18 protein-coding genes and 1 pseudogene are annotated in these 18,798 nt (G+C 49.4%); 15 read left to right on the top strand and 4 right to left on the bottom strand.

The window, feature by feature from the left end; all coding sequences use genetic code 11:
* From BN587_RS11325 to BN587_RS03065, 4 genes and pseudogenes are all read left to right on the top strand, one after another.
* A pseudogene (locus BN587_RS11325) lies at positions 1 to 626 on the top strand (hypothetical protein); the annotation flags it as partial.
* 108 nt (positions 627 to 734) lie between these two features.
* Entirely contained in the window at positions 735 to 971 is a 237-nt protein-coding gene (locus tag BN587_RS03070) for a hypothetical protein (RefSeq protein WP_021719686.1), read from the top strand.
* Positions 972 to 1,056: 85 nt separating this feature from the next.
* Positions 1,057 to 1,212 carry a hypothetical protein gene (locus BN587_RS11740; RefSeq protein ID WP_021719685.1) on the top strand — a complete coding sequence of 52 codons (156 nt, stop codon included), beginning with the start codon at positions 1,057 to 1,059 and terminating at the stop codon, positions 1,210 to 1,212.
* Between the two features lie 162 nt (positions 1,213 to 1,374).
* Complete coding sequence (locus BN587_RS03065; RefSeq protein ID WP_021719684.1) at positions 1,375 to 2,982, top strand: MBL fold metallo-hydrolase RNA specificity domain-containing protein; 1,608 nt, start codon at positions 1,375 to 1,377, stop codon at positions 2,980 to 2,982.
* Positions 2,983 to 3,073: 91 nt separating this feature from the next.
* Here BN587_RS03065 and fba read toward each other — a convergent pair whose 3' ends face one another.
* From fba to BN587_RS03050, 3 genes are all read right to left on the bottom strand, one after another.
* A complete protein-coding gene (fba, locus tag BN587_RS03060) occupies positions 3,074 to 4,003 on the bottom strand; it encodes a class II fructose-1,6-bisphosphate aldolase (protein WP_021719683.1) in 930 nt (309 codons plus the stop codon).
* Positions 4,004 to 4,088: 85 nt separating this feature from the next.
* Entirely contained in the window at positions 4,089 to 4,742 is a 654-nt protein-coding gene (locus BN587_RS03055; protein WP_021719682.1) for an RluA family pseudouridine synthase, read from the bottom strand.
* Positions 4,742 to 4,939 carry a DUF896 domain-containing protein gene (locus BN587_RS03050; RefSeq protein ID WP_021719681.1) on the bottom strand — a complete coding sequence of 66 codons (198 nt, stop codon included), beginning with the start codon at positions 4,937 to 4,939 and terminating at the stop codon, positions 4,742 to 4,744. The genes BN587_RS03055 and BN587_RS03050 overlap by 1 nt, the downstream gene beginning before the upstream one ends.
* 198 nt (positions 4,940 to 5,137) lie before the next feature.
* On the opposite strand from BN587_RS03050, the gene BN587_RS03045 reads away from it, so the two are divergent.
* The 6 genes from BN587_RS03045 to BN587_RS03020 all read left to right on the top strand — a co-directional run bounded on the left by BN587_RS03045 (position 5,138) and on the right by BN587_RS03020 (position 13,037).
* Positions 5,138 to 6,088: an ABC transporter substrate-binding protein gene (locus BN587_RS03045; protein ID WP_021719680.1), complete on the top strand. Its 951-nt coding sequence runs from the start codon at positions 5,138 to 5,140 to the stop codon at positions 6,086 to 6,088.
* Complete coding sequence (locus BN587_RS03040; protein WP_009144481.1) at positions 6,078 to 7,100, top strand: FecCD family ABC transporter permease; 1,023 nt, start codon at positions 6,078 to 6,080, stop codon at positions 7,098 to 7,100. Before BN587_RS03045 ends, BN587_RS03040 begins: the two co-directional genes overlap by 11 nt.
* A complete protein-coding gene (locus BN587_RS03035; RefSeq protein WP_021719679.1) occupies positions 7,100 to 7,909 on the top strand; it encodes an ABC transporter ATP-binding protein in 810 nt (269 codons plus the stop codon). Before BN587_RS03040 ends, BN587_RS03035 begins: the two co-directional genes overlap by 1 nt.
* Positions 7,910 to 8,474: 565 nt before the next feature.
* Entirely contained in the window at positions 8,475 to 9,431 is a 957-nt protein-coding gene (locus BN587_RS03030) for a TIM barrel protein (RefSeq protein ID WP_021719678.1), read from the top strand.
* Between the two features lie 167 nt (positions 9,432 to 9,598).
* Positions 9,599 to 11,875, top strand: coding sequence for a replication restart helicase PriA (gene priA, locus BN587_RS03025; RefSeq protein WP_021719677.1), 2,277 nt, complete (start codon positions 9,599 to 9,601; stop codon positions 11,873 to 11,875).
* A 127-nt stretch (positions 11,876 to 12,002) separates the two neighbouring features.
* A complete protein-coding gene (locus tag BN587_RS03020; RefSeq protein ID WP_009145209.1) occupies positions 12,003 to 13,037 on the top strand; it encodes a 3-deoxy-7-phosphoheptulonate synthase in 1,035 nt (344 codons plus the stop codon).
* A gap of 100 nt (positions 13,038 to 13,137) precedes the next feature.
* On the opposite strand, the gene BN587_RS03015 is transcribed toward BN587_RS03020, so the two are convergent.
* Positions 13,138 to 13,548 (bottom strand): ACT domain protein, encoded by a 411-nt coding sequence (locus tag BN587_RS03015; RefSeq protein WP_021719676.1) that lies wholly within the window; start codon positions 13,546 to 13,548, stop codon positions 13,138 to 13,140.
* 389 nt (positions 13,549 to 13,937) lie between these two features.
* On the opposite strand from BN587_RS03015, the gene BN587_RS03010 reads away from it, so the two are divergent.
* The 5 genes from BN587_RS03010 (at position 13,938) to rsmB (ending at position 18,785) form a co-directional block, all read left to right on the top strand.
* Positions 13,938 to 14,975: a substrate-binding domain-containing protein gene (locus BN587_RS03010; protein WP_021719675.1), complete on the top strand. Its 1,038-nt coding sequence runs from the start codon at positions 13,938 to 13,940 to the stop codon at positions 14,973 to 14,975.
* Between the two features lie 169 nt (positions 14,976 to 15,144).
* The gene (gene def / locus BN587_RS03005; RefSeq protein ID WP_021719674.1) at positions 15,145 to 15,627 is read left to right on the top strand and encodes a peptide deformylase; all 483 of its coding nucleotides are present in this window, start codon (positions 15,145 to 15,147) and stop codon (positions 15,625 to 15,627) included.
* Positions 15,628 to 15,671: 44 nt separating this feature from the next.
* Positions 15,672 to 16,607: a methionyl-tRNA formyltransferase gene (gene fmt / locus BN587_RS03000; protein WP_021719673.1), complete on the top strand. Its 936-nt coding sequence runs from the start codon at positions 15,672 to 15,674 to the stop codon at positions 16,605 to 16,607.
* A 32-nt stretch (positions 16,608 to 16,639) separates the two neighbouring features.
* Complete coding sequence (locus BN587_RS02995) at positions 16,640 to 17,455, top strand: DUF116 domain-containing protein (RefSeq protein WP_021719672.1); 816 nt, start codon at positions 16,640 to 16,642, stop codon at positions 17,453 to 17,455.
* The gene (rsmB, locus tag BN587_RS02990) at positions 17,424 to 18,785 is read left to right on the top strand and encodes a 16S rRNA (cytosine(967)-C(5))-methyltransferase RsmB (RefSeq protein ID WP_021719671.1); all 1,362 of its coding nucleotides are present in this window, start codon (positions 17,424 to 17,426) and stop codon (positions 18,783 to 18,785) included. Before BN587_RS02995 ends, rsmB begins: the two co-directional genes overlap by 32 nt.
* Positions 18,786 to 18,798: the final 13 nt, after the last annotated feature.

Genomic DNA, 18,798 nt, shown 5'->3' with positions numbered 1-18,798 from the left:
ACGCCAAAGCTGATATGTATGGCTTAGGTGCAGGCATATATCCAAAGGATAAGCTGCCGCCTTTGCCGGTACACCCGCATTGCTTATGCCGGTACGTAGAAGTTATTGAAGGCGAAGTTGATATGCAGCAGCAACGTGATCAGGTGCGGGAAGCAGGCGACAAATGGCTGAATAGCTTGCCAGAGTCACGCAGGGTGCAGGTGCTGGGGCGTAAAGGCTTGAAAGCGTGGGAAAACGGTGAAGACTGGCGGAAGTATACGCGTGGTTATGCTGGGCTGAGAGAAGTGGAGAGCAGGCTGAGTGATTTGCCGGCAGGTGCTATATCATCTGGTGCTTTGAATGATAAGAACAATCCAGATTTTACTAGACGTAATGAGCATGCGGAAAAATATTATGAAGCACGTCGCAAGAATGGCATACATGCTTTTGTTAATAAAATACATAAAAATATAGGTTATCCTAAAAAACGTTTGAAAAGTATTTATAACCACGTTTTCATAAACGAGTACGATTTAGCAGATGGACATCATAGATTTTATCCTGATTACGATATGGCACAGTCTTTTCAAAGGCTGTTGGAAGGGAAAAATATACAGGAGCATGATATAGTAATGCTAAAACATTAACATTTAGAATTTGTTATCATGCGTAAAATGGGTTATAATTATGATAAAGCACATAATTTGACTAATACAAAGTATAATTATACTTTGTATTAGAATGGAGTAAGCAAAATGTTGACGCTTGAACTGTTAGAACTGACAAAAGAATATGTACAGTATAAATTTTATCCCGAAGGTATAACTGATACATTTGGTATTGTACAGGTTAATCTAAATGATTTTAGCAGAGTTTTAGTTAAAGATGTTGATGGAGTTTCGAGTGGATATAAGGGACAAGCTTGGGCACAAGTAGAGCGTCTAGCTCGTAAGGGAACCTTTCCTGAAAAAAGCGGTGCTGCGTGGGGCTAATAAGCTGCAATTGATTGAAAACTATTGATTAGTAAGCAGATTTTGAGCGAAAACTCAGAGTCTGCTTTTTTATTGGAGGTGTAGCATGCTAAAAACAACTTTAGGTACAGTTCAAGCGGGGTTGATTCTGGGCAAGCTGTTTGGCTCGTTGGATTTACCGTGGGTTTGGGTATTCACCCCGTTATATATCGTAATATTGCTTGTAGCTGCCGTTTTGGGATTAGCTTATTTAGCAGACTGACAGCGATATCGTAAAATATTAAAATAACATCGTTAATCAAGCACGTGTAACAACGTGCTTTTTCTCATCCCACTAATTTCCACCATAAAAAGGATTTTACCTTCGTTTTGTAGAATTATAAAATATAACTGAAAATACTACTTGCAGAATGGAGGCTTTGCGATGAAAATAACTTTTTTAGGTGCAACGCGCACCGTTACCGGTTCCTGTTATCTGCTGGAGGTCAGCGGACACAAGTTTTTGGTAGACTGCGGCATGTTCCAAGGCTCCAAGCTGATAAAAGCGCTGAACGAAAAGGAATTTTTGTTTCATCCGGGAGAGATTGAGGCTGTTGTACTGACGCACGCCCATGTTGACCATAGCGGTCTGTTGCCGAAGCTGGTCAAGGAAGGCTTCCGCGGCCCCATCTATTGCACTAAATCGACAGAGGAGCTGTGCTCGATTTTGCTGCCGGACAGCGCGCACATTCAGGAGGGCGAGGCAGAATACGCCAACCGCAAAGGCATGCGTGCTGGCAAAAAGATTGTTGAGCCGCTGTTTACGGTTGATGATGCTGCCAGAGCCTTGCATTTGTTCAAGCTGCGCAGCTTCGGCGAAGCGTTTAATGTTGTTCCCGGTGTTACCGTAACCTTCCGCGTTGCAGGACACATTCTTGGCTCTGCTTTCGTAGAGATGTCTGTTAACGAAGACGATAAAAAGACGCGCTTGATTTTTACCGGCGATATCGGCCAGCCCAACCAGCCGATTATTGAGGACCCGGCCGCAGCAGGCGGTGCGGATTTTATTATTACGGAATCCACCTACGGCAACCGCATCCACGAAGCTTACGATAAGGAAGGCGAACTGGCGAATATTATCAACGATACTGTCGAGCGTGGCGGTAACGTTATCATTCCTGCGTTTGCTGTAGGGCGTACGCAGGTACTGCTGTACTATTTCCAAAAGCTGCAGGCGGAAGGCAAAATTCCTGAGATTCCTATTTATGTAGATAGTCCTATGGCCAACAGAGCTACGCAGATTACTATGACGAATCCCGAGGAATATGATGAGGAAGCGCGGGCGCTTTACGCAATGCAGGGACGCAGACTGGTGTCTATGCATAACTTGCGCTTTACCGCAACGGTGCAGGAATCCATGGCGATTAACGAAATTCCGGGCAGCAAGATTGTTATTTCGGCCAGCGGCATGGCAGACGCCGGTCGTATTCTGCATCACCTTAAGCATAATCTGTGGCGTGAGGACAGCAGCATAGTATTTGCCGGCTATCAGGCAGAGGGCACTATCGGACGCAGGCTGATAGAAGGTATTAAACGCATTAAGATTATGGGCGAGGACATCAGAGTCAACGCCAAAATTTACAATATGAAGGGCTTTTCTGCCCATGCGGATAAGCAGCAGCTGTTAGCCTGGTATAGCAGCATGAAGGAGGTGCCCAAGGCCTTTTTCGTTACGCACGGCGAGCTTGATGCAGCTATGGAGCTGGCAGATTCTTTGGGACGCAATCTGGGAACGGCAACCTACATCCCGCACTTTGGTGACTGTGCCGAAATCCATGGTACCGAGTGGCAGATGCATGAATCCGAAATGGTTCAGGTTGAGCCTGCTGCTATCGACCTGCGTGCTTACATGCGTGGTATGGAACACGATTATCTGCTGCAGCGCAGCAAAATCGAACAGATTGTGGCGCGTAACCCGGATAAGGCGGTTATGGTACGCAAGAAGCTGGAAAAGCTGCATAAGTACATGGATGATATCCTGAAGGATTTGTAAGAAAAAATGATATACGCTTTGCATAAATAAAAAAATGCACCATTCCTTGATAGTAGGGAATGGTGCATTTTAGTTTTTAAATCGTTATAGCTTACAGTCTGTTGCTGCTGTTGAGTACGTCACGCATTTTGTGAGCTACCATGTCTTGGATAGCCTGACGTGCTGGTTTCAGGTATTGGCGAGGATCAAAGTCGCCGGGGTTTTCTACAAGATGCTTACGGATGGAAGCGGTCATTGCCAGGCGCAGGTCGGTATCGATGTTGATTTTGCAAACACCGAATTTGCCTGCTTGCAGCAGCATGTCTTCAGGTACGCCTTGAGCGCCGTCCAGCTTGCCGCCGTATTTGTTGCATTCTTCAACAAAGGACGGGATAACGGTGGAAGCACCATGCAGAACCAGAGGATAACCAGGCAGCAAGTTGGTGATTTTTTCCAGACGTGCGAAGTCCAGTTCCGGTTTGCCTTTGAATTTGTAAGCGCCATGACTGGTGCCGATAGCGATAGCCAGGCTGTCGCAGCCGGTGCGTTCAACGAATTCTACAGCCTGATCGGGATCGGTGTAGGTAGCGTCCTTGGTGTTAACCTTAACAGCGTCTTCAACGCCTGCCAGTCGGCCAAGCTCTGCCTCAACTACAACGCCTCTTTCGTGTGCATATTCAACAACACGACGAGTCATTTCGATATTTTCTTCAAAAGGATGCTTGCTGCCGTCTATCATAACGGAGGTGAAGCCGCCGTCGACGCAGGCTTTGCAGATGTCAAAATCTTCGCCGTGGTCCAGATGCAGGCAGATAGGCAGACCGGTGTCTTCGATTGCTGCTTCAACCAGCTTCATCAGGTAGATGTGGTTAGCGTATTTGCGAGCGCCGGCACTTACCTGCAGAATCAGCGGGGATTTTTCCTGTTGTGCTGCAGCAACGATACCTTGGATGATTTCCATGTTGTTGACGTTGAAGGCACCAACAGCATAGTGACCTTCGTAAGCTTTTTTGAACATTTCAGTAGATGTAACTAAGGGCATTTGTCTATTCCTCCTTATTCAGGGTAGCCTTACAGCTACTCTGTCTTTACATTAGTATACACTAATTATATCATGCTCTGCTTATTTAGTACAGAAGTTTCAGTAAATCATTTGGTAAAGAACGGGTAATTTCTAAAAATACATCGCTTACCGGATGCTTAAAGGCCAGACGATAGGCATGCAGCGCATGGCGCGCCTGGGGGCCGGGAGTGCCGTAAAGATTGTCGTTTACGAGCGGATGGCCGATGGAAGCAAGGTGGACACGTATCTGGTGCGTGCGTCCGGTGAAAAGACGGACCTTGAGCAGCGTGCAGCTGCTGTAGGCTGCTAAAACCTCATAGGCTGTTTTAGCGTATTTGCCGCATTCGTAATCAACACAGCGTTCGATGATGCTGCCCTCCTTGCGGGCGATAGGCGCTTCGATAATACCTTCGCTGTTTTCAAAGCGTCCGCAGGCCAGCGCCAGATATTCCTTTTCAACCTGCTGCTGGCTCAGCCAGTGCTGTACAACAGGCTCTTTGGCGAAAATAACCAGACCGGAGGTGTTGCGGTCTAAGCGCGATACGGGATGTATACCGGCATTAATGCCGTTGGCTTCATAATATGCTTTGACGTAATCGTAAAGCGTAGTACCGCGCTCGCTGACAGTGGGGTGCACCAACATGCCTGCAGGCTTATCGATAATCAGCAGAAAATCGTCCTCGTAAGCCAGCATGGATGGCGACAGGATAGCAGCCATCAGTGCAGCTGTTTTTTATCCGGCAGCTCGTCGACTACTTCGATGTTATCGAGCTGTGCCTTCAGCTGGCTGCGGATGTTGGCCAGATATTCCTTGTACAGCTCCTTTTGTTCTGCCAATTCTTCCGGCGTCAGGCCGGAGGTTTTTTTCTTTTTGGCTAATGCATTTATGCGGTTAATCATTGCATTGATTTCCATAATATTTCTACTCCTTTGTTATAACAAGCTTATTATTTTATTATACTATTATGAGTGCTTCTTAGCAACTTTCATTGACTACACTTCTGATTTGTGCTATTATGAGGGCGATATTATTAAGCTTTTTTTATCAGAGAGTTATATGTATTGCCAAAGCTTGGGGCTTGGGCAATGTAAGATGAGTATGAGGTGATTAACATGATCTTGAAAAAAATTGCTTGTGGTCTATTATGTGCGGCTATGCTGCTTGCTGCCGGTTGCGGTGGTGTAGGAACGCAGACTGGCGGTGACAAGGCTTATCTGCAGCTTACCGATGCTGCAGGCAGACAGGTTTCGCTTGCCAAAAAGCCTGAAAGAGTGGTAAGCCTCAGTCCTTCATATTTGAGTATGATTGAGGCTGTCGGTGGCACCGTAGTCGGTCGCGCCAGCTCTAAGGTAGGCAAGATTCCCGAATCTATGAAGTCTGTGCCGGAGGTAGGCATGGTCTACAATATTAATATGGAAGCGCTTGTCGGCCTGAAGCCTGATTTGGTTCTGGCCAGCAAAAATCAGCATGATAAATTTATCCCGATGCTGCAGTCCAACAAAATCAACGTAGTGGAGTTTGATACCCAAACCTTTGAGGATGTAAAGGGCGCCATCAAAACCTTGGGCGATATTTATGGTACGCAGGATAAGGCCCAAAAGGAAAATGAGCTGCTTGATAAACAGGTTGCCGCCGTTACCAGTAAGCTTCCTAAGGAAAAGAAACGCATCGTTATTATGCATGCAACAGCCAGCGCCGTTACGGTAGAAGGCTCGCACAGCATTGCCGGCTGTGTAAGCGATATCCTGGGCTTTGAAAACGTTGCTGCTGCAGCGCTCAAGGGAAAATCCAATAAAACTCCTTACAGCATGGAAACATTGGTAGAGCAGAACCCGGAAATTATCTTTATTACCTCTATGGGCAAGCCTGAGGAAATTGAAAACCGTCTGCGCACCGACTTTAAAAATAACCCCGCATGGAACAGTCTGCCGGCTGTAAAAGCAGGCAGAGTATATGTGCTGCCGGAAAAGCTGTTTTTAATTAACCCCGGCCTGCGCTATCCTGAGGCTGTAAAGTTTATGGCACAGCAGGTTTATCCGGAGGTCTTTACTAATGGAAAATAAGCAGTCTGCAGAGCAGACGGAGCATTTTGGTATCGGCCGTACTAAATGGCGTATTACTATTCTTGTGATATTTTTGTTCTTGGCACTATTGGGCAGCTTTTTGAGCTTAACAAAAGGCTCCAGCATTATCAGCATCAAGGAGATTACCGATATTCTGCTTAATCCCGGTAATGATCCGCGCAGTCAGATTATCTGGAACATCCGTATGCCGCGCACCATCGTCGGTGCCTTGGTCGGCATCAACCTGTCGCTTTCCGGTGCAATTCTGCAGGCGATTATGCGTAATCCGCTGGCGGACCCGCATATTATCGGCATCAGCTCCGGCGCAGGTCTGGCAGGTGTTGTGATTATGATTTTGTTCCCGGCGATGGAATATCTGATTACGCCTGTTGCCTTCATCGGCGCGATGCTGGCTGCTGTCTGCATTTATATTCTGGCGTGGAAAAACGGCATTAAGCCGGTGCGTATTATTCTTGCCGGTGTTGCGGTATCTGCCTTTTTGGGTGCAGGTATCAGCGGCCTGATGATTTTTTACAGTGACAGAGTGCATGGCGCTTTAATGTGGATGGTAGGCGGTCTTGCCGCACGCAGCTGGCCGCATGTAAATATTATTTTGCCGTATGCTGTTATCGGCCTGATTCTGGCGCTTGCCAGCGCCGCTTATCTGAACATCCTGCAGCTGGGTGATGAGATGGCGCGCGGCCTTGGTGTCAATGTTGAGGTAACACGCATTATCCTTACGGCTATTGCAGCCTTGCTCGCAGCCAGCGCTGTCAGCGTTGTCGGCCTGCTGGGCTTTGTAGGCCTTGTGGTGCCGCATGCAGCGCGACTGCTGATAGGCAGCGACTACCGCTTTCTGCTGCCTGCTTCCGCACTTTTGGGCATTGCCATTGTTACGCTCAGTGATACCTTTGCGCGTGTAATTTTTGCGCCGATTGAACTGCCTGTTGGTATTATTATGGCCTTTTTGGGCGCGCCCTTCTTCTTGTTCCTGTTAAGGAGGGAAATCTGATGACACAAAATAATGCAGCGCCCTTTAAAGCTGTTTTAGAGGCAACGCATATTGATATAGCAATTAACAAAAAAACAATCATCCATGATTTGTCGCTGGCGATTCCTGAGGGCAAGATTACCGCTATCATCGGCCCCAACGGCTGCGGCAAAAGTACAACACTGAAGGCGATTGCCCGCATTCTGCCGTGCGCCAAGGGCAGCATCAGCTTCCTGGGCAAGGATATCCATAGCCTGTCGCACCGCGAATTTGCCCGCTGTCTGGCAATTTTGACGCAGTCACCGGTTGCGCCTACGGATTTGACGGTGCAGGATTTGGTTGAAATGGGACGCTTCCCGCATCGTAGCTTCTTAGGGCGTGGGGATAAGGACGATGCACAGCACGTCGCCTGGGCCTTGGAGCAGACCAATATGACGTCGATGAGCCACCGGCTTCTGCACACGCTGAGCGGCGGCGAGCGTCAGCGCGCCTGGATAGCGATGGCGCTGGCGCAAAGACCGCAGGTGCTGCTGCTAGATGAGCCTACGACCTATCTTGATATCTGTCACCAGCTGGAGGTTATGCAGCTGCTTGATAAGCTCAACAAGGAGCTGGGACTTACTGTTGTTATGGTTATCCATGATTTGAACCATGCCATTCAGTACGCTGATTATGTTGCCGTTATCAAGGCGGGACGCTTAGTTGTCAGCGGTGAGCCTAAAGAAATTGTTACATCCAAGCTGTTGGCGGACGTATTCCGCGTACAGGCGGATGAGTTTGCGTGCAGTAATGGGCTGCCCGCCCTCGTTCCTATTACAGTCTGTCGCTAAACCATTGTCTGCGTCATGGCGCATATTCAAATGCAAACTCCCGAAAGCATCGTACTTTCGGGAGTTTATTATTCTGTAGTATGGATACGGAAAAAATTTCATATCTCTCTTGCCAAAATTTTTGATTGATGATATACTAATTATACTATAAATAGTAGATATTACTATTACACAGCTTTCATCAGATAAAGAAAGCGAGGCAATAAAAACTTAATATGCTTTGAGCAGAAGGAAAACCAGTGCGAATCTGGTACTGTACCGCAACTGTAATGTGAGCCTGGCAGCGTATATCCTCACAAGATGCTGTCTGGCAATGAACTTAGTCAGAGTGCCTATGCCCGAAGGATTTTCCGCGAGCTTGCGATGTACAGGTGAAAGGAAGGATGGTTGTGTAACCATCTTTTGTATTTGAGTAGTGCTGCTTGCCGGACTTGTATTAAGACTGCAGCGTTGTCGCCGCAGTTTTTTTATGAAAACCAAGGTTGTAAGTTATTTGCCGATAGCATGCATATTAAAGCAAGGCAGTCACTGAAAGCATGCAGTAAGAAGCAAAGAAGGGTGAGAAATGACGAAGCATCTGATTAATTATTGTCCTATTGATTGGTATGAAGATGAGCTGAAGCGCAAAGGAATGACCTTGGCTGATTTAGTACAGCAACTGGGTGTCGACGGTATTGAACAGTTTGTTTACAGAGAGCCGGGAGCTTTTCCTGATTACAAGGATTTAACCTTTGGCGCGCATTTGAGTTATTGGCCGTACTGGATGGATTTCTGGCTGAGAAAGGCTAAACGCCTGCAGCAGCAGTTCCGCAGTATCCATGAACGCCAGACATATTTTAAAACGGCTATGAGCTGTGATGAATGGCTGGCTGTTATCCGCCGTAATATTTGCGCCGCAATTTCGCAGAAGCCTGAATATCTGGTGTGGCATGTGGCGGAGGCTGATACCGAAACGATCTTTACCTTTGATTTCCGTTACGATGACCGTGAGGTATTGGCTGCTTCGGCAGATGTTTTTAATGCCGTGGCGGATGAGATTCCTGCCAACGTTACGGTGCTGTTTGAAAATTTGTGGTGGCCCGGTCTGCGCCTGACGGATGCGCGCAAGGTGAAGTTTTTCTTTGAGCGCATTGAGCGCAAAAACGTCGGCATTATGCTGGATACCGGTCATCTGATGAATACGAATCCGCGTCTGCGCACGGAGGCGGAGGCAGCGGATTTTGTCTGCCGCACGGTGGACAAGCTCGGTCCGTATGCTGAGCTGATTGAGGGCGTACATCTTTCCTGCTCGCTTTCCGGCAAGTATTTGCGCAGCTTTGAACGCAAGGTGCCGGCTAATTGTGATACAGAGCTTATTTGGCGTCATATTGCGGCGATTGATCAGCATAAGCCCTTTACTACCACGGCAGCTAAGCAGATTCTGCAGTGCGTTCAGCCGGAGTATGTAAATCATGAGCTGGCATATGAAACTATCGAGGAAATGATTCCGCTGATGCAGCAGCAGCTTTCTGTTGCCAGATAAATAAATATGAATTTTTCGCAGCGTCCCGATGGCTATCGGGGCGCTGCTTTGCGCTTTTGAGTATGTTTTGAATTTTCTTATGCTGGCGTTTGCGGAGGCTTTGACGTTTTATCTTCTCCTTGATTTATGCTATAATAAGCTACAAGTATGTTTGCAGGAGGTTGGCCATGTTTGCTGTTAATGTTGCGATAAATTTACCGGTAAAAAATCTATTTCGTCAGTTTACCTACAGTGTGCCGGAAGCGCTGCAGTTTATAGACAGCGGCTGGCGTTTAGTTGTTCCCTTCAGCGGCCAGAAGGTGGAAGGCTTTGTGGTAGAGCGTGTGCCGTTGCCTAGTGATGAAGTGCTGAGAAGTAAGCTGAAGCCGGTGGAGGTAGCCTTAGGGGACACGCCCTGGTTTGATGAGGAAATGCTGGCTACTGCCAAATGGATGGCAGATTATTATATGTGCTCGTTGGCAGAGGCGATGCGTCTTTTTGTGCCGGGAAAATCGAGCATTAAGCGGCGTGCCGTGCGTGATGCGCAGGGACGTTTGCTTTATTATGTTTATAATGAGCGCTTGCAGGAAAAAACTGTGTTGGCTTACCGCATCAATGTAGCAGGAAGGCAGGCGTTGGTTGATGGAACATTAGCAAGGCGTGCCAAGGGGCAGCATGCTGCGTTGGGCATACTGGCGCAGGCTGCGGGAGCGCTTAGCGTAAGCGAGCTGGCGCAGCAGGGTGTGAGCTCCGCTGTGGCGCGCGCATTAGCGCAGAACGGTTTGGCGGACGCAGTGCAGAAGCGTGTGCTGCGCAACAGCTACAACACTGTGCAGGAGCGTGGCGAAAGCCTGCAGCTGACGGAGGAGCAGCAGGATGCTGCTGTTAAAATCAATCAGGCGATAGATGCGCAGCGTGCACAGTCTTTTTTGCTGCAGGGTATTACCGGCAGCGGCAAGACGGAGGTTTATCTGCGCGCGGCGGCTCATGCTGTGGATGCAGGCTGGCAGGTGCTGATGCTGGTGCCGGAAATTGCGCTCACAGCACAGCTGGTGAAGCGTTTTCAGGCGTGGTTCGGCAGCGAAATTGCTGTGGCGCACAGTAAGCTTTCACAAAACGAAAGAGGCGACGTGTGGTACCGCATGCGCACAGGCAAGGCGAGGGTGCTGATAGGGGTGCGCAGTGCTGTGTTCGCTCCGTTTGAAAAGCTGGGACTGGTGATTGTCGACGAGGAGCACGAGGGCAGCTATAAGGAGGAGGACCACCGTCCGCATTACAATGCGCGTGATGTTGCCCGCACCCGCTGCCGCCTGACCGGCGCAGCTTTGGTGCTTGGCAGTGCTACGCCGGATTTATGCACGTATTATAAGGCACTGCAGGGAGAGTGTACACATTTGCATCTTAAGTCACGTCCGAATGGTGCTGCTCTGCCAAAGGTTGAGATCGTGGATATGCGCAAGGAGCTGGAGGCGCGCAATTTCAGCGTGCTGTCGCGCGCGCTGCAGCAGGCGCTGGTGATGACGGCGGCGGCGGGAGAGCAGGCGATTGTCCTCTTGAACCGTCGCGGCTATTCTACCTTTGTGATGTGCCGTGACTGCGGCCAGACGATTACCTGTCCGCATTGCGCCGTAGCAATGGTTTACCATAAGAAGAACGAGGATTTGCGCTGCCATTACTGCGGTAACACGATGCCGCTGCCGCAGAAATGCCCAAACTGTCACAGCCGCCGCATCAAATATTTCGGCAGCGGTACGCAGAAGGCGGAAGAACAGCTGCAGCAGCTGCCGGAGGTGCGGGTTTTGCGTATGGATCAGGATTCGACTGTGGCGAAGTTTGCGCATGCCGATATTTTGCGGCGTTTTGCAGGTGGCGCGGCCAATGTTTTGATAGGCACGCAGATGGTGGCAAAGGGACATGATATTCCCAATGTAACGCTGGTGGGAGTACTGGCGGCGGACAGCGCACTGCATCTGCCGGATTACAGAGCGTCGGAACGCGCCTTTTCGTTGCTGACGCAGGCAGCGGGGCGTGCGGGACGCGGTGACAGGCCGGGACATGTAATCTTCCAAACCTATGATCCGGATAACCCGATTCTGCAGCTGGCGGTGACGCAGGATTACGACACCTTTGCCAAGCGCGAGCTGCAGGAGCGCCAAAATTATTTTTATCCGCCGTTCGCCCAGATGCTCAAGCTGCAGATAGTGGACAAGGATGAGGGAGCAGGACTGGCATTGGCGCAGCAGGTTGTCTTTTATCTGCAGAGCTTGAAGCTGCAGGGTAAGCTGGAGGATTTGCTGATTGCAGGACCGTTCCCCTCGCTGGTGGCGAAGGCCTATGACCTGTATCGCTTCAATGTGCTGTTGAAGGCGCGGGATTTGAGGGAAACAAAGGAAGCGCTGCTGAACAGCGAGTTTAAGGAAAAGCCGAACCTGTACTTTAATGTTGATCCTGTAAGTGTAATTTAAAGTGATAAATGATTGTATAAAAACAGAGTTTGTGTTACAATATAGAAAATTTAACACTGCTAATGCCGGTAGAGTGTTGCAAAAAATCTGCCGGTGTCAGTAAATTGATTAATGGGAGTAATTGTTTATGAGCATGCAGATGGAATTTATCAAGGTGCTGCCTTCACCGCAGGCCTTAATGGAGGATTATCCGGTAAGTAAGGCTTCAAAGCTGCTGAAGCTGCAGCGTGACGAGGCTATAAAGAATATTTTTACAGGCAAGGATGACCGCTTTTTGCTGGTTATCGGTCCTTGCTCCAGCGATAACGAGGACGCTGTGCTGGACTATGTATATCGTCTGGCTAAGCTACAGGAAAAGGTGCAGGATAAAATTTTTATCGTACCGCGTCTGTACACCAACAAGCCGCGTACTATCGGCGTAGGCTATAAGGGTATGCTGCACCAGCCTTCTCCCGAGGGTGAGGAGGATATGCTGGGCGGTATTATCGCTATCCGCAAAATGAACGTGCGCGTGGTAGAAGAAACCGGTCTGACCGGTGCAGAGGAAATTCTCTATCCTGAGGTTTTCCGCTATCTGTCCGATTTGCTGAGCTATGCCGCAGTCGGCGCGCGCTCCAGCGAGGATCAGCTGCACCGTATGATTGCCAGCGGCGTAGGCATTCCCGTTGGCATGAAGAATCCTACCAGCGGCGATTTGTCCGTTATGCTCAACAGTGTGGCGGCGGCGCAGCATGAGCAGGAATTCCTATTCCGTGGCTGGGAGGTACGCACCAAGGGCAACCCGTTGGCGCATTCTATTTTGCGCGGTTATGTTGACCCCATCGGCAACAGCTTCCCCAACTACCATTATGAGGTGCTGAAAATCGTTATTGATATGTACGCAGAACGTCAGCTGCAGAATCCGGCAATTATTGTGGATACCAACCACGCCAACTCCGGCAAAAAATATCTGGAGCAAATCCGCATTGCCAAGGATATCGTGCATTCCCGTAAGCTGAACGCGGACATCAACAGAATCGTCAAGGGCCTGATGATTGAAAGCTATATCGAGGACGGTGCTCAGGGCGTGCATGACGGCGTCTACGGCAAATCTATTACCGACCCCTGCCTGGGCTGGGAAAAAACGGAAAGACTGCTGCTTGACCTGGCGGAAGAATTGTAAACTGATAAGTATGAGCTGCTGCAGCGAAGGCTGCAGCAGCTTTTTTTGCATGCAAAAAGACCGCCTGCTTTAGCGGGCGGCCTCTAAATTTTCTTAGCTATTAAAATGTTTCCAGCAGCTTGTAGCCACGACCGATGAGGAAGGTGGCAGTTTCCGGCTCGTTGGTTTTGAAAACTACTACTGGTTTAACATTATCACGGTTAAAGGAAATGTACAGATAGGAAATGTCGATGTTGGCACCGTGAATAGCGGAAAGAATTCCGTCCAGATAACCCGGAGTATCGTTCATCTCTACGGCAATAACCTTGTCCTGACGGCATTGGTAGCCTTCTGCCTTCAGCACCTCGATAGCAGTTTCTGCCTTGTCCACAATCAGGCGCACAATGCCGAATTCCGCACTGTCATTGGCCAGCATGGTGTAAATATTGATATTGGCTTTAGCGAGAATGGTAGTGATTTTGAACAAACCACCCTCGTTGTTTTCGGTGAATAAAGAAACCTGGTTCAGCATATGTAAAAATCCTCCCTAAATTATCATAATCATAAAGCATACTGTACAGTTGTTAGCTTTTGTTTGCTTGGTAATAGATTATAGCACAAATTTCGGTGACAAGAAAGATGTTTTTGTAAAGTTATCCTAGTGTAATGCAAGCTATTGTGAATTGAATGAGGACAAAAATAATATTTATTTTTGTTTTGAAAGAACCAAATAACAGGTTTTGGGGTTAAGGTTGATGCTTGCTAACCCTTTTAATCTTTAGCGTAAATATTTCAGTAAACTTCTGGTTGAAACAAATAAAGATCTCAAATTACTTGATTTTTCGTATGAAAGTGCTATAATAATTCTTACAATATATGAACAAACATCGAAGTGTTTGCAAAAAGGCGGAGGTTGATAGTATGGGTATGAAGAAATTATTAGCAGTTTTATTCTCGGCTTTACTGCTTGTAGGCGTTGCAGGCTGCAGCGGCAACAATGCGCAACAGGGCGCGGTGACACAAAAGGTTATGAACGCCAAAACTAAGCAGGATTTTGAGCCTGTAACAGAAATTAAGGAAGGACGCAAAAATGTCTATGCTGTGCTCAAGGTTATGAAGGGTAACTATTGGGAGGATGTTATCCGTGGCATTAAGGACGGAGCAGCTAAGGCTGACGTTAACGTTTATGTCGGCGGCGTTATGAAGGACGGCGACTGGGAGCTGCAGCGCGATATGGTCAAGGAGCTTCCCGGCAAAAAAGCGGACGCAGTTATTCTTGCTCCGGCGGACAGCTCCAATATGACGGCAAGTGCGAAAACTCTGCGCGAGCAGAAGCTGCCGGTTTTCCTGGTTGATACCGCATTGAGCAGCAATGATTACGATGCAGCCTTCCTCACCAACAACCTGGAAGCCGGTGCCGAGGTTTGCCAACAGATGGTGGAGCAGATGAAGGCTAACGGTGTGAAGGAATCCGAGGAAGCAACAGTTCTGGTGCATGTCAGCACCTTGGCCAGCACTACGATTGCCGACCGCTTGAACAGCATTATGGCAAACTGGGGTAAATTTGCTCCTGCAAGCTGGAAAATCGAACATGATTATATTATTAACTACGGTGATGATGCAGGCGCAGTTAAGCTGGTTGCCGAAAAAATCAAAAATACTCATAATGTTAAAGGCATTATTGCCTGCAACAACGGCTCCACCAATGCAACTGTGGAGGCTGTAATGACTGCAGGCCGTAAGGATATTGCCGTTACCGGCTTTGACCTTGGCAAAAAGACCTTACTGGGCCTGGAGGACAAAAACTATAGTATTGCCGTTGCTGTACAGAATCAGTACAAAATGGGCTATGAGGCTGTGATGGCTGCCGCTGCAGCAGTAAAAGATGGCAGCAAGCCGGCACAGAAGCTGGTGAATACCGGTATCAGTATGGCAGATAAAAATAATTATAAAAAATAGATAACAAAAAAGCTTAAGAGCCTTCTGCTTCTGACGGAAAATCCGCCTGACGCAGAAGGCTTTTGCTGTTTGGGCATAAATATATGAGGAAGCCTGCACAGAGAATTTGTTTTTTTCTGTAGTAATGTGTTATAATGAACTATTGGAATAGCTACAAGGAGGAACAAAAATGGCTAAGTTAAAAATAGTGATTGCTGGCGCTCCGGTGCTGCGTGAGGTGGCTCAACCGGTAGAGCGTATAGATAAAAAATTACAGCGTCTGCTGCGTGATATGGCAGAAACAATGTATGCGGCCGACGGCGTAGGCCTGGCAGCACCGCAGGTGGGTGTAAGCAAGCGCGTAGTAGTTATTGACGTAGGCGAAGGCCTGTACGAGCTGATTAACCCTGAGATTGTTAAGCGTGAGGGTAAGGTACTGGGCAGCGAGGGCTGTCTTTCCGTGCCTGATTACGAGGGCGAGGTAGAGCGCTCCGAATATGTGGAATGCGAATTCACCGACAAAACCGGTCAACGCATGCTGCTTTCCGCAAGTGGTCTGCTGGCTATCTGCATTCAGCATGAGCTGGACCATCTGGACGGCATTCTGTTCATCGACAAGGCTAAAACCATTTCGCCTAAGCAGAAGGAAAATCCCGAGGATGCTGTAAGATAAATCCTGAGCGGGATATGAAAAAAAAGATATACGGAGGAAAACAAATGCGTATAGTATTTATGGGAACACCGGATTTCGCAGTAGGCAGCCTGCAGGCGCTGTGCGAAAGCGGTAAGCATGAAATTCTTGCGGTAGTAACTCAGCCGGACCGTCCGAAGGGACGCGGCAACAAGCTGCTGCAGACACCTGTTAAAGAATATGCGCTGGCGCAGGGATTGACTGTTTACCAGCCGCAAAAGGTAAAAACCCCTGAATTTGTTGAGCTGCTGCACGAGCTGCAGCCGGAGCTGATTGTCGTAGCTGCCTTCGGCCAGTTCTTGAGCAAGGAAATTCTGGAGCTGCCGAAATACGGCTGCATCAACGTACACGCTTCGCTGCTGCCGAAATATCGCGGTGCGGCGCCGATTCAGTATGCCATCATCAAGGGCGAAAAGGAATCGGGCGTAACAATTATGCAGATGGATATCGGTATGGATACCGGCGCAATGCTGGATAAGGTGGTAGTGCCTATTGCTGAAAATACCACGATGGGCGAGCTGCATGACGCTCTGCGTGAGCAGGGTGCGGCACTGCTGCTGCAGGTTATCGACAAGATTGCGACAGGTACTGCCGTGGCTGAGCCGCAGGATGATGCGCAGGCTACCTATGCAACACTTCTCGACCGCAGCATGGAGCATATCGACTGGAGCAAAACGGCGCAGGAGGTACACAACCTTATCCGTGGCTTCAACCCTGCACCCAGCACCTTTACCAAGCTGCCGAACGGCAAGAGCCTGAAAATCTGGGGCAGCAAAATGACTGACAAAAGCAGCGCTGCTGCTGCCGGTACCGTTATCGAAACCGGCAAGCACAGCTTCTTTGTTGCTTGCGGTGAGGGCGTACTGGAAATCACCGAGGTACAGCCCGAATCCAAAAAACGTATGCCGGCGCAGGTTTTCCTGAATGGCCGCGGTGTACAGGAGGGCGACCTGCTTGCCTGAAGCAGGCTGTGAATTGAAGGAGTAATCTTTTAATGAACGAAGATAGTGTATTTAAACCTAAAAAACGTATATTTATGGCTTTGACTTCTATCAGCGCCGTATTAGGTGCGTTGATGTTTTATGTGGTCTGGAAGGTAACATTTCCGGGTCTTTATGAAATCAGCCGTTTTCTGCCGATAGTCTTCGGCTTTTTTGGCGTGCTTATCGTGCTGGCAATGCTCAGCGGCGTGCTGGGAATCGTCATGGCGCTGTTGGGAATACCGGTGCTCAAAATTTTGTATTTTTGGGCTTGGAAGGCGATTAATATTCTTTTCCCCTTTGCGGTAGTGCTGGGACGCTTGTTCAATATTCCCCATGACCGCATTGAGCAGTCCTTTATCGAGGTCAACAATAATCTGGTGCTGCAGCATAAGGTGAAGGTGCCTGCCAATCGAATTATGATTTTAACACCGCATTGTATCCAGCTGGATACCTGCGTACATAAGATAACCCGTAACGTAGAAAACTGCCGTCAGTGCGGACGCTGCAGCGTAGGCGCTATGCTGGGGCTGGCGCATAGGTACGGCTGCCATTTTGCCGTGGCTACAGGCGGTACGCTGGCAAGGCAGATGGTAAAGCAGGCAAGGCCGAAGGCTATTGTGGCCGTGGCCTGCGAGCGTGACCTGACCAGCGGCATTCAGGACGTGTTCCCTCTGCCGGTGTTGGGCGTTTTAAACGAGCGTCCCTTTGGTCCCTGCTTTAATACGCGGGTAGATATTGATAAGCTGGAAGCAGCAATTTTAACATTTATGGAAGATGATGAGGAAGAAACAAAGCATGCGGAAGAAACAAAAAGCAAATTATCCTGAGAGCGCCCGCGGAGCAGCGGCGCTTTTGGTGCGTATGGTGCTGGAGGACGGCGCTTATACGAATATAGCGTTGAACCAGTATCTGCGTGGCAGCAGACTGAGCGACCTTGACAGAAGGCTGGCAACGGAGCTGGTATACGGCACGGTGAAGGCCAGCGGTACGCTTGACTGGTATCTGGCGCAGTGCGTCAGCCGTCCGCTGGACAAGGTGGCCGGTGATATTCTGGCGATACTGCGCATCAGCACCTACCAGCTGCTGTATATGACGCGTATTCCGGCGTCAGCGGCAGTAAACGAGGCTGTGAAGCTGGCACGCTCGGTGAGCCATGAGGGCAGTGCCAAGTTCGTCAACGGCGTGCTGCGCGGTCTGTTGCGTAAGCAGGAGGCAGGTGCGTTCGTCCTGCCTGATGCCGAAAAGCAGGATGCAGATTATCTGTCGCTAAAGTATTACCATCCGCGCTGGCTGGTGAAGCGCTGGCTGGGACCGTGGGGACGCGGCGGCACCGAACGCCTGCTGGCGTTTGATAATACGGCTGCGCCGGTGTGCCTGCGTGCCAATACGCTGGTGACTACGCGCGACAAGCTGTTGGCTGATCTGACGGAAATGGGTGCGCAGGTGCGTGCTTCCGAATGGAGTTCCTACGGCATTGTGGCAGAGCATCTGCCGTCGCTGCATACACTTTTGGCGGCACTGCCGCAGCATTTTTATATTCAGGACGAAAGCTCCATGCTGGTAGCGCCGGTGCTGGCGCCGCAGCCCGGAATGCGCGTGCTGGATATGTGCAGCGCTCCCGGCGGCAAGGCAACGCACGTGGCACAGCTTATGCAGGATGAGGGCGAGGTTATCGCCTGCGACATCCACGAGCACAAGCTGGAGCTGATTGCCGAAAACGCTGCCCGTTTGGGGATGAAGAGCGTCAAAGCACTGCAGAACGATGCTCTGCAGCTGCGCAGCGAATGGCTGGGAGCGTTTGACAGAGTTTTGGTTGATGCACCCTGCTCCGGCCTGGGTGTGCTGCGCCGCCGTGCGGAAGCACGCTGGCGCAAGCAGCGTAAGGACTTGAAGCTGTTTCCGCCGCTGCAGCTGGCAATTTTAAAGAATGCCGCACAGTATCTGAAGGACGGAGGCACGATGGTTTACAGCACCTGCACGATTGAGCAGAGCGAAAACCATTATCTGGTGGAAGAGTTTTTAACGCAGCATCCCGAATGGCAGCGTGTGGAGTTTACGCATCCACTGACGGGCGAGCAGGTACAGGAGCTGCAGCTTCTGCCGCAGAATGACGGCATTGACGGCTTTTATATCTGTAAGCTGATGAAAAAGCAGTAATATAGAGGTAAGA

The sequence above is a fragment of the Phascolarctobacterium succinatutens CAG:287 genome (assembly GCF_000434895.1).
In the GTDB taxonomy this organism is placed as follows: domain Bacteria; phylum Bacillota; class Negativicutes; order Acidaminococcales; family Acidaminococcaceae; genus Phascolarctobacterium_A; species Phascolarctobacterium_A succinatutens_A.
This window is presented reverse-complemented; position numbering and strand designations above follow the sequence as displayed.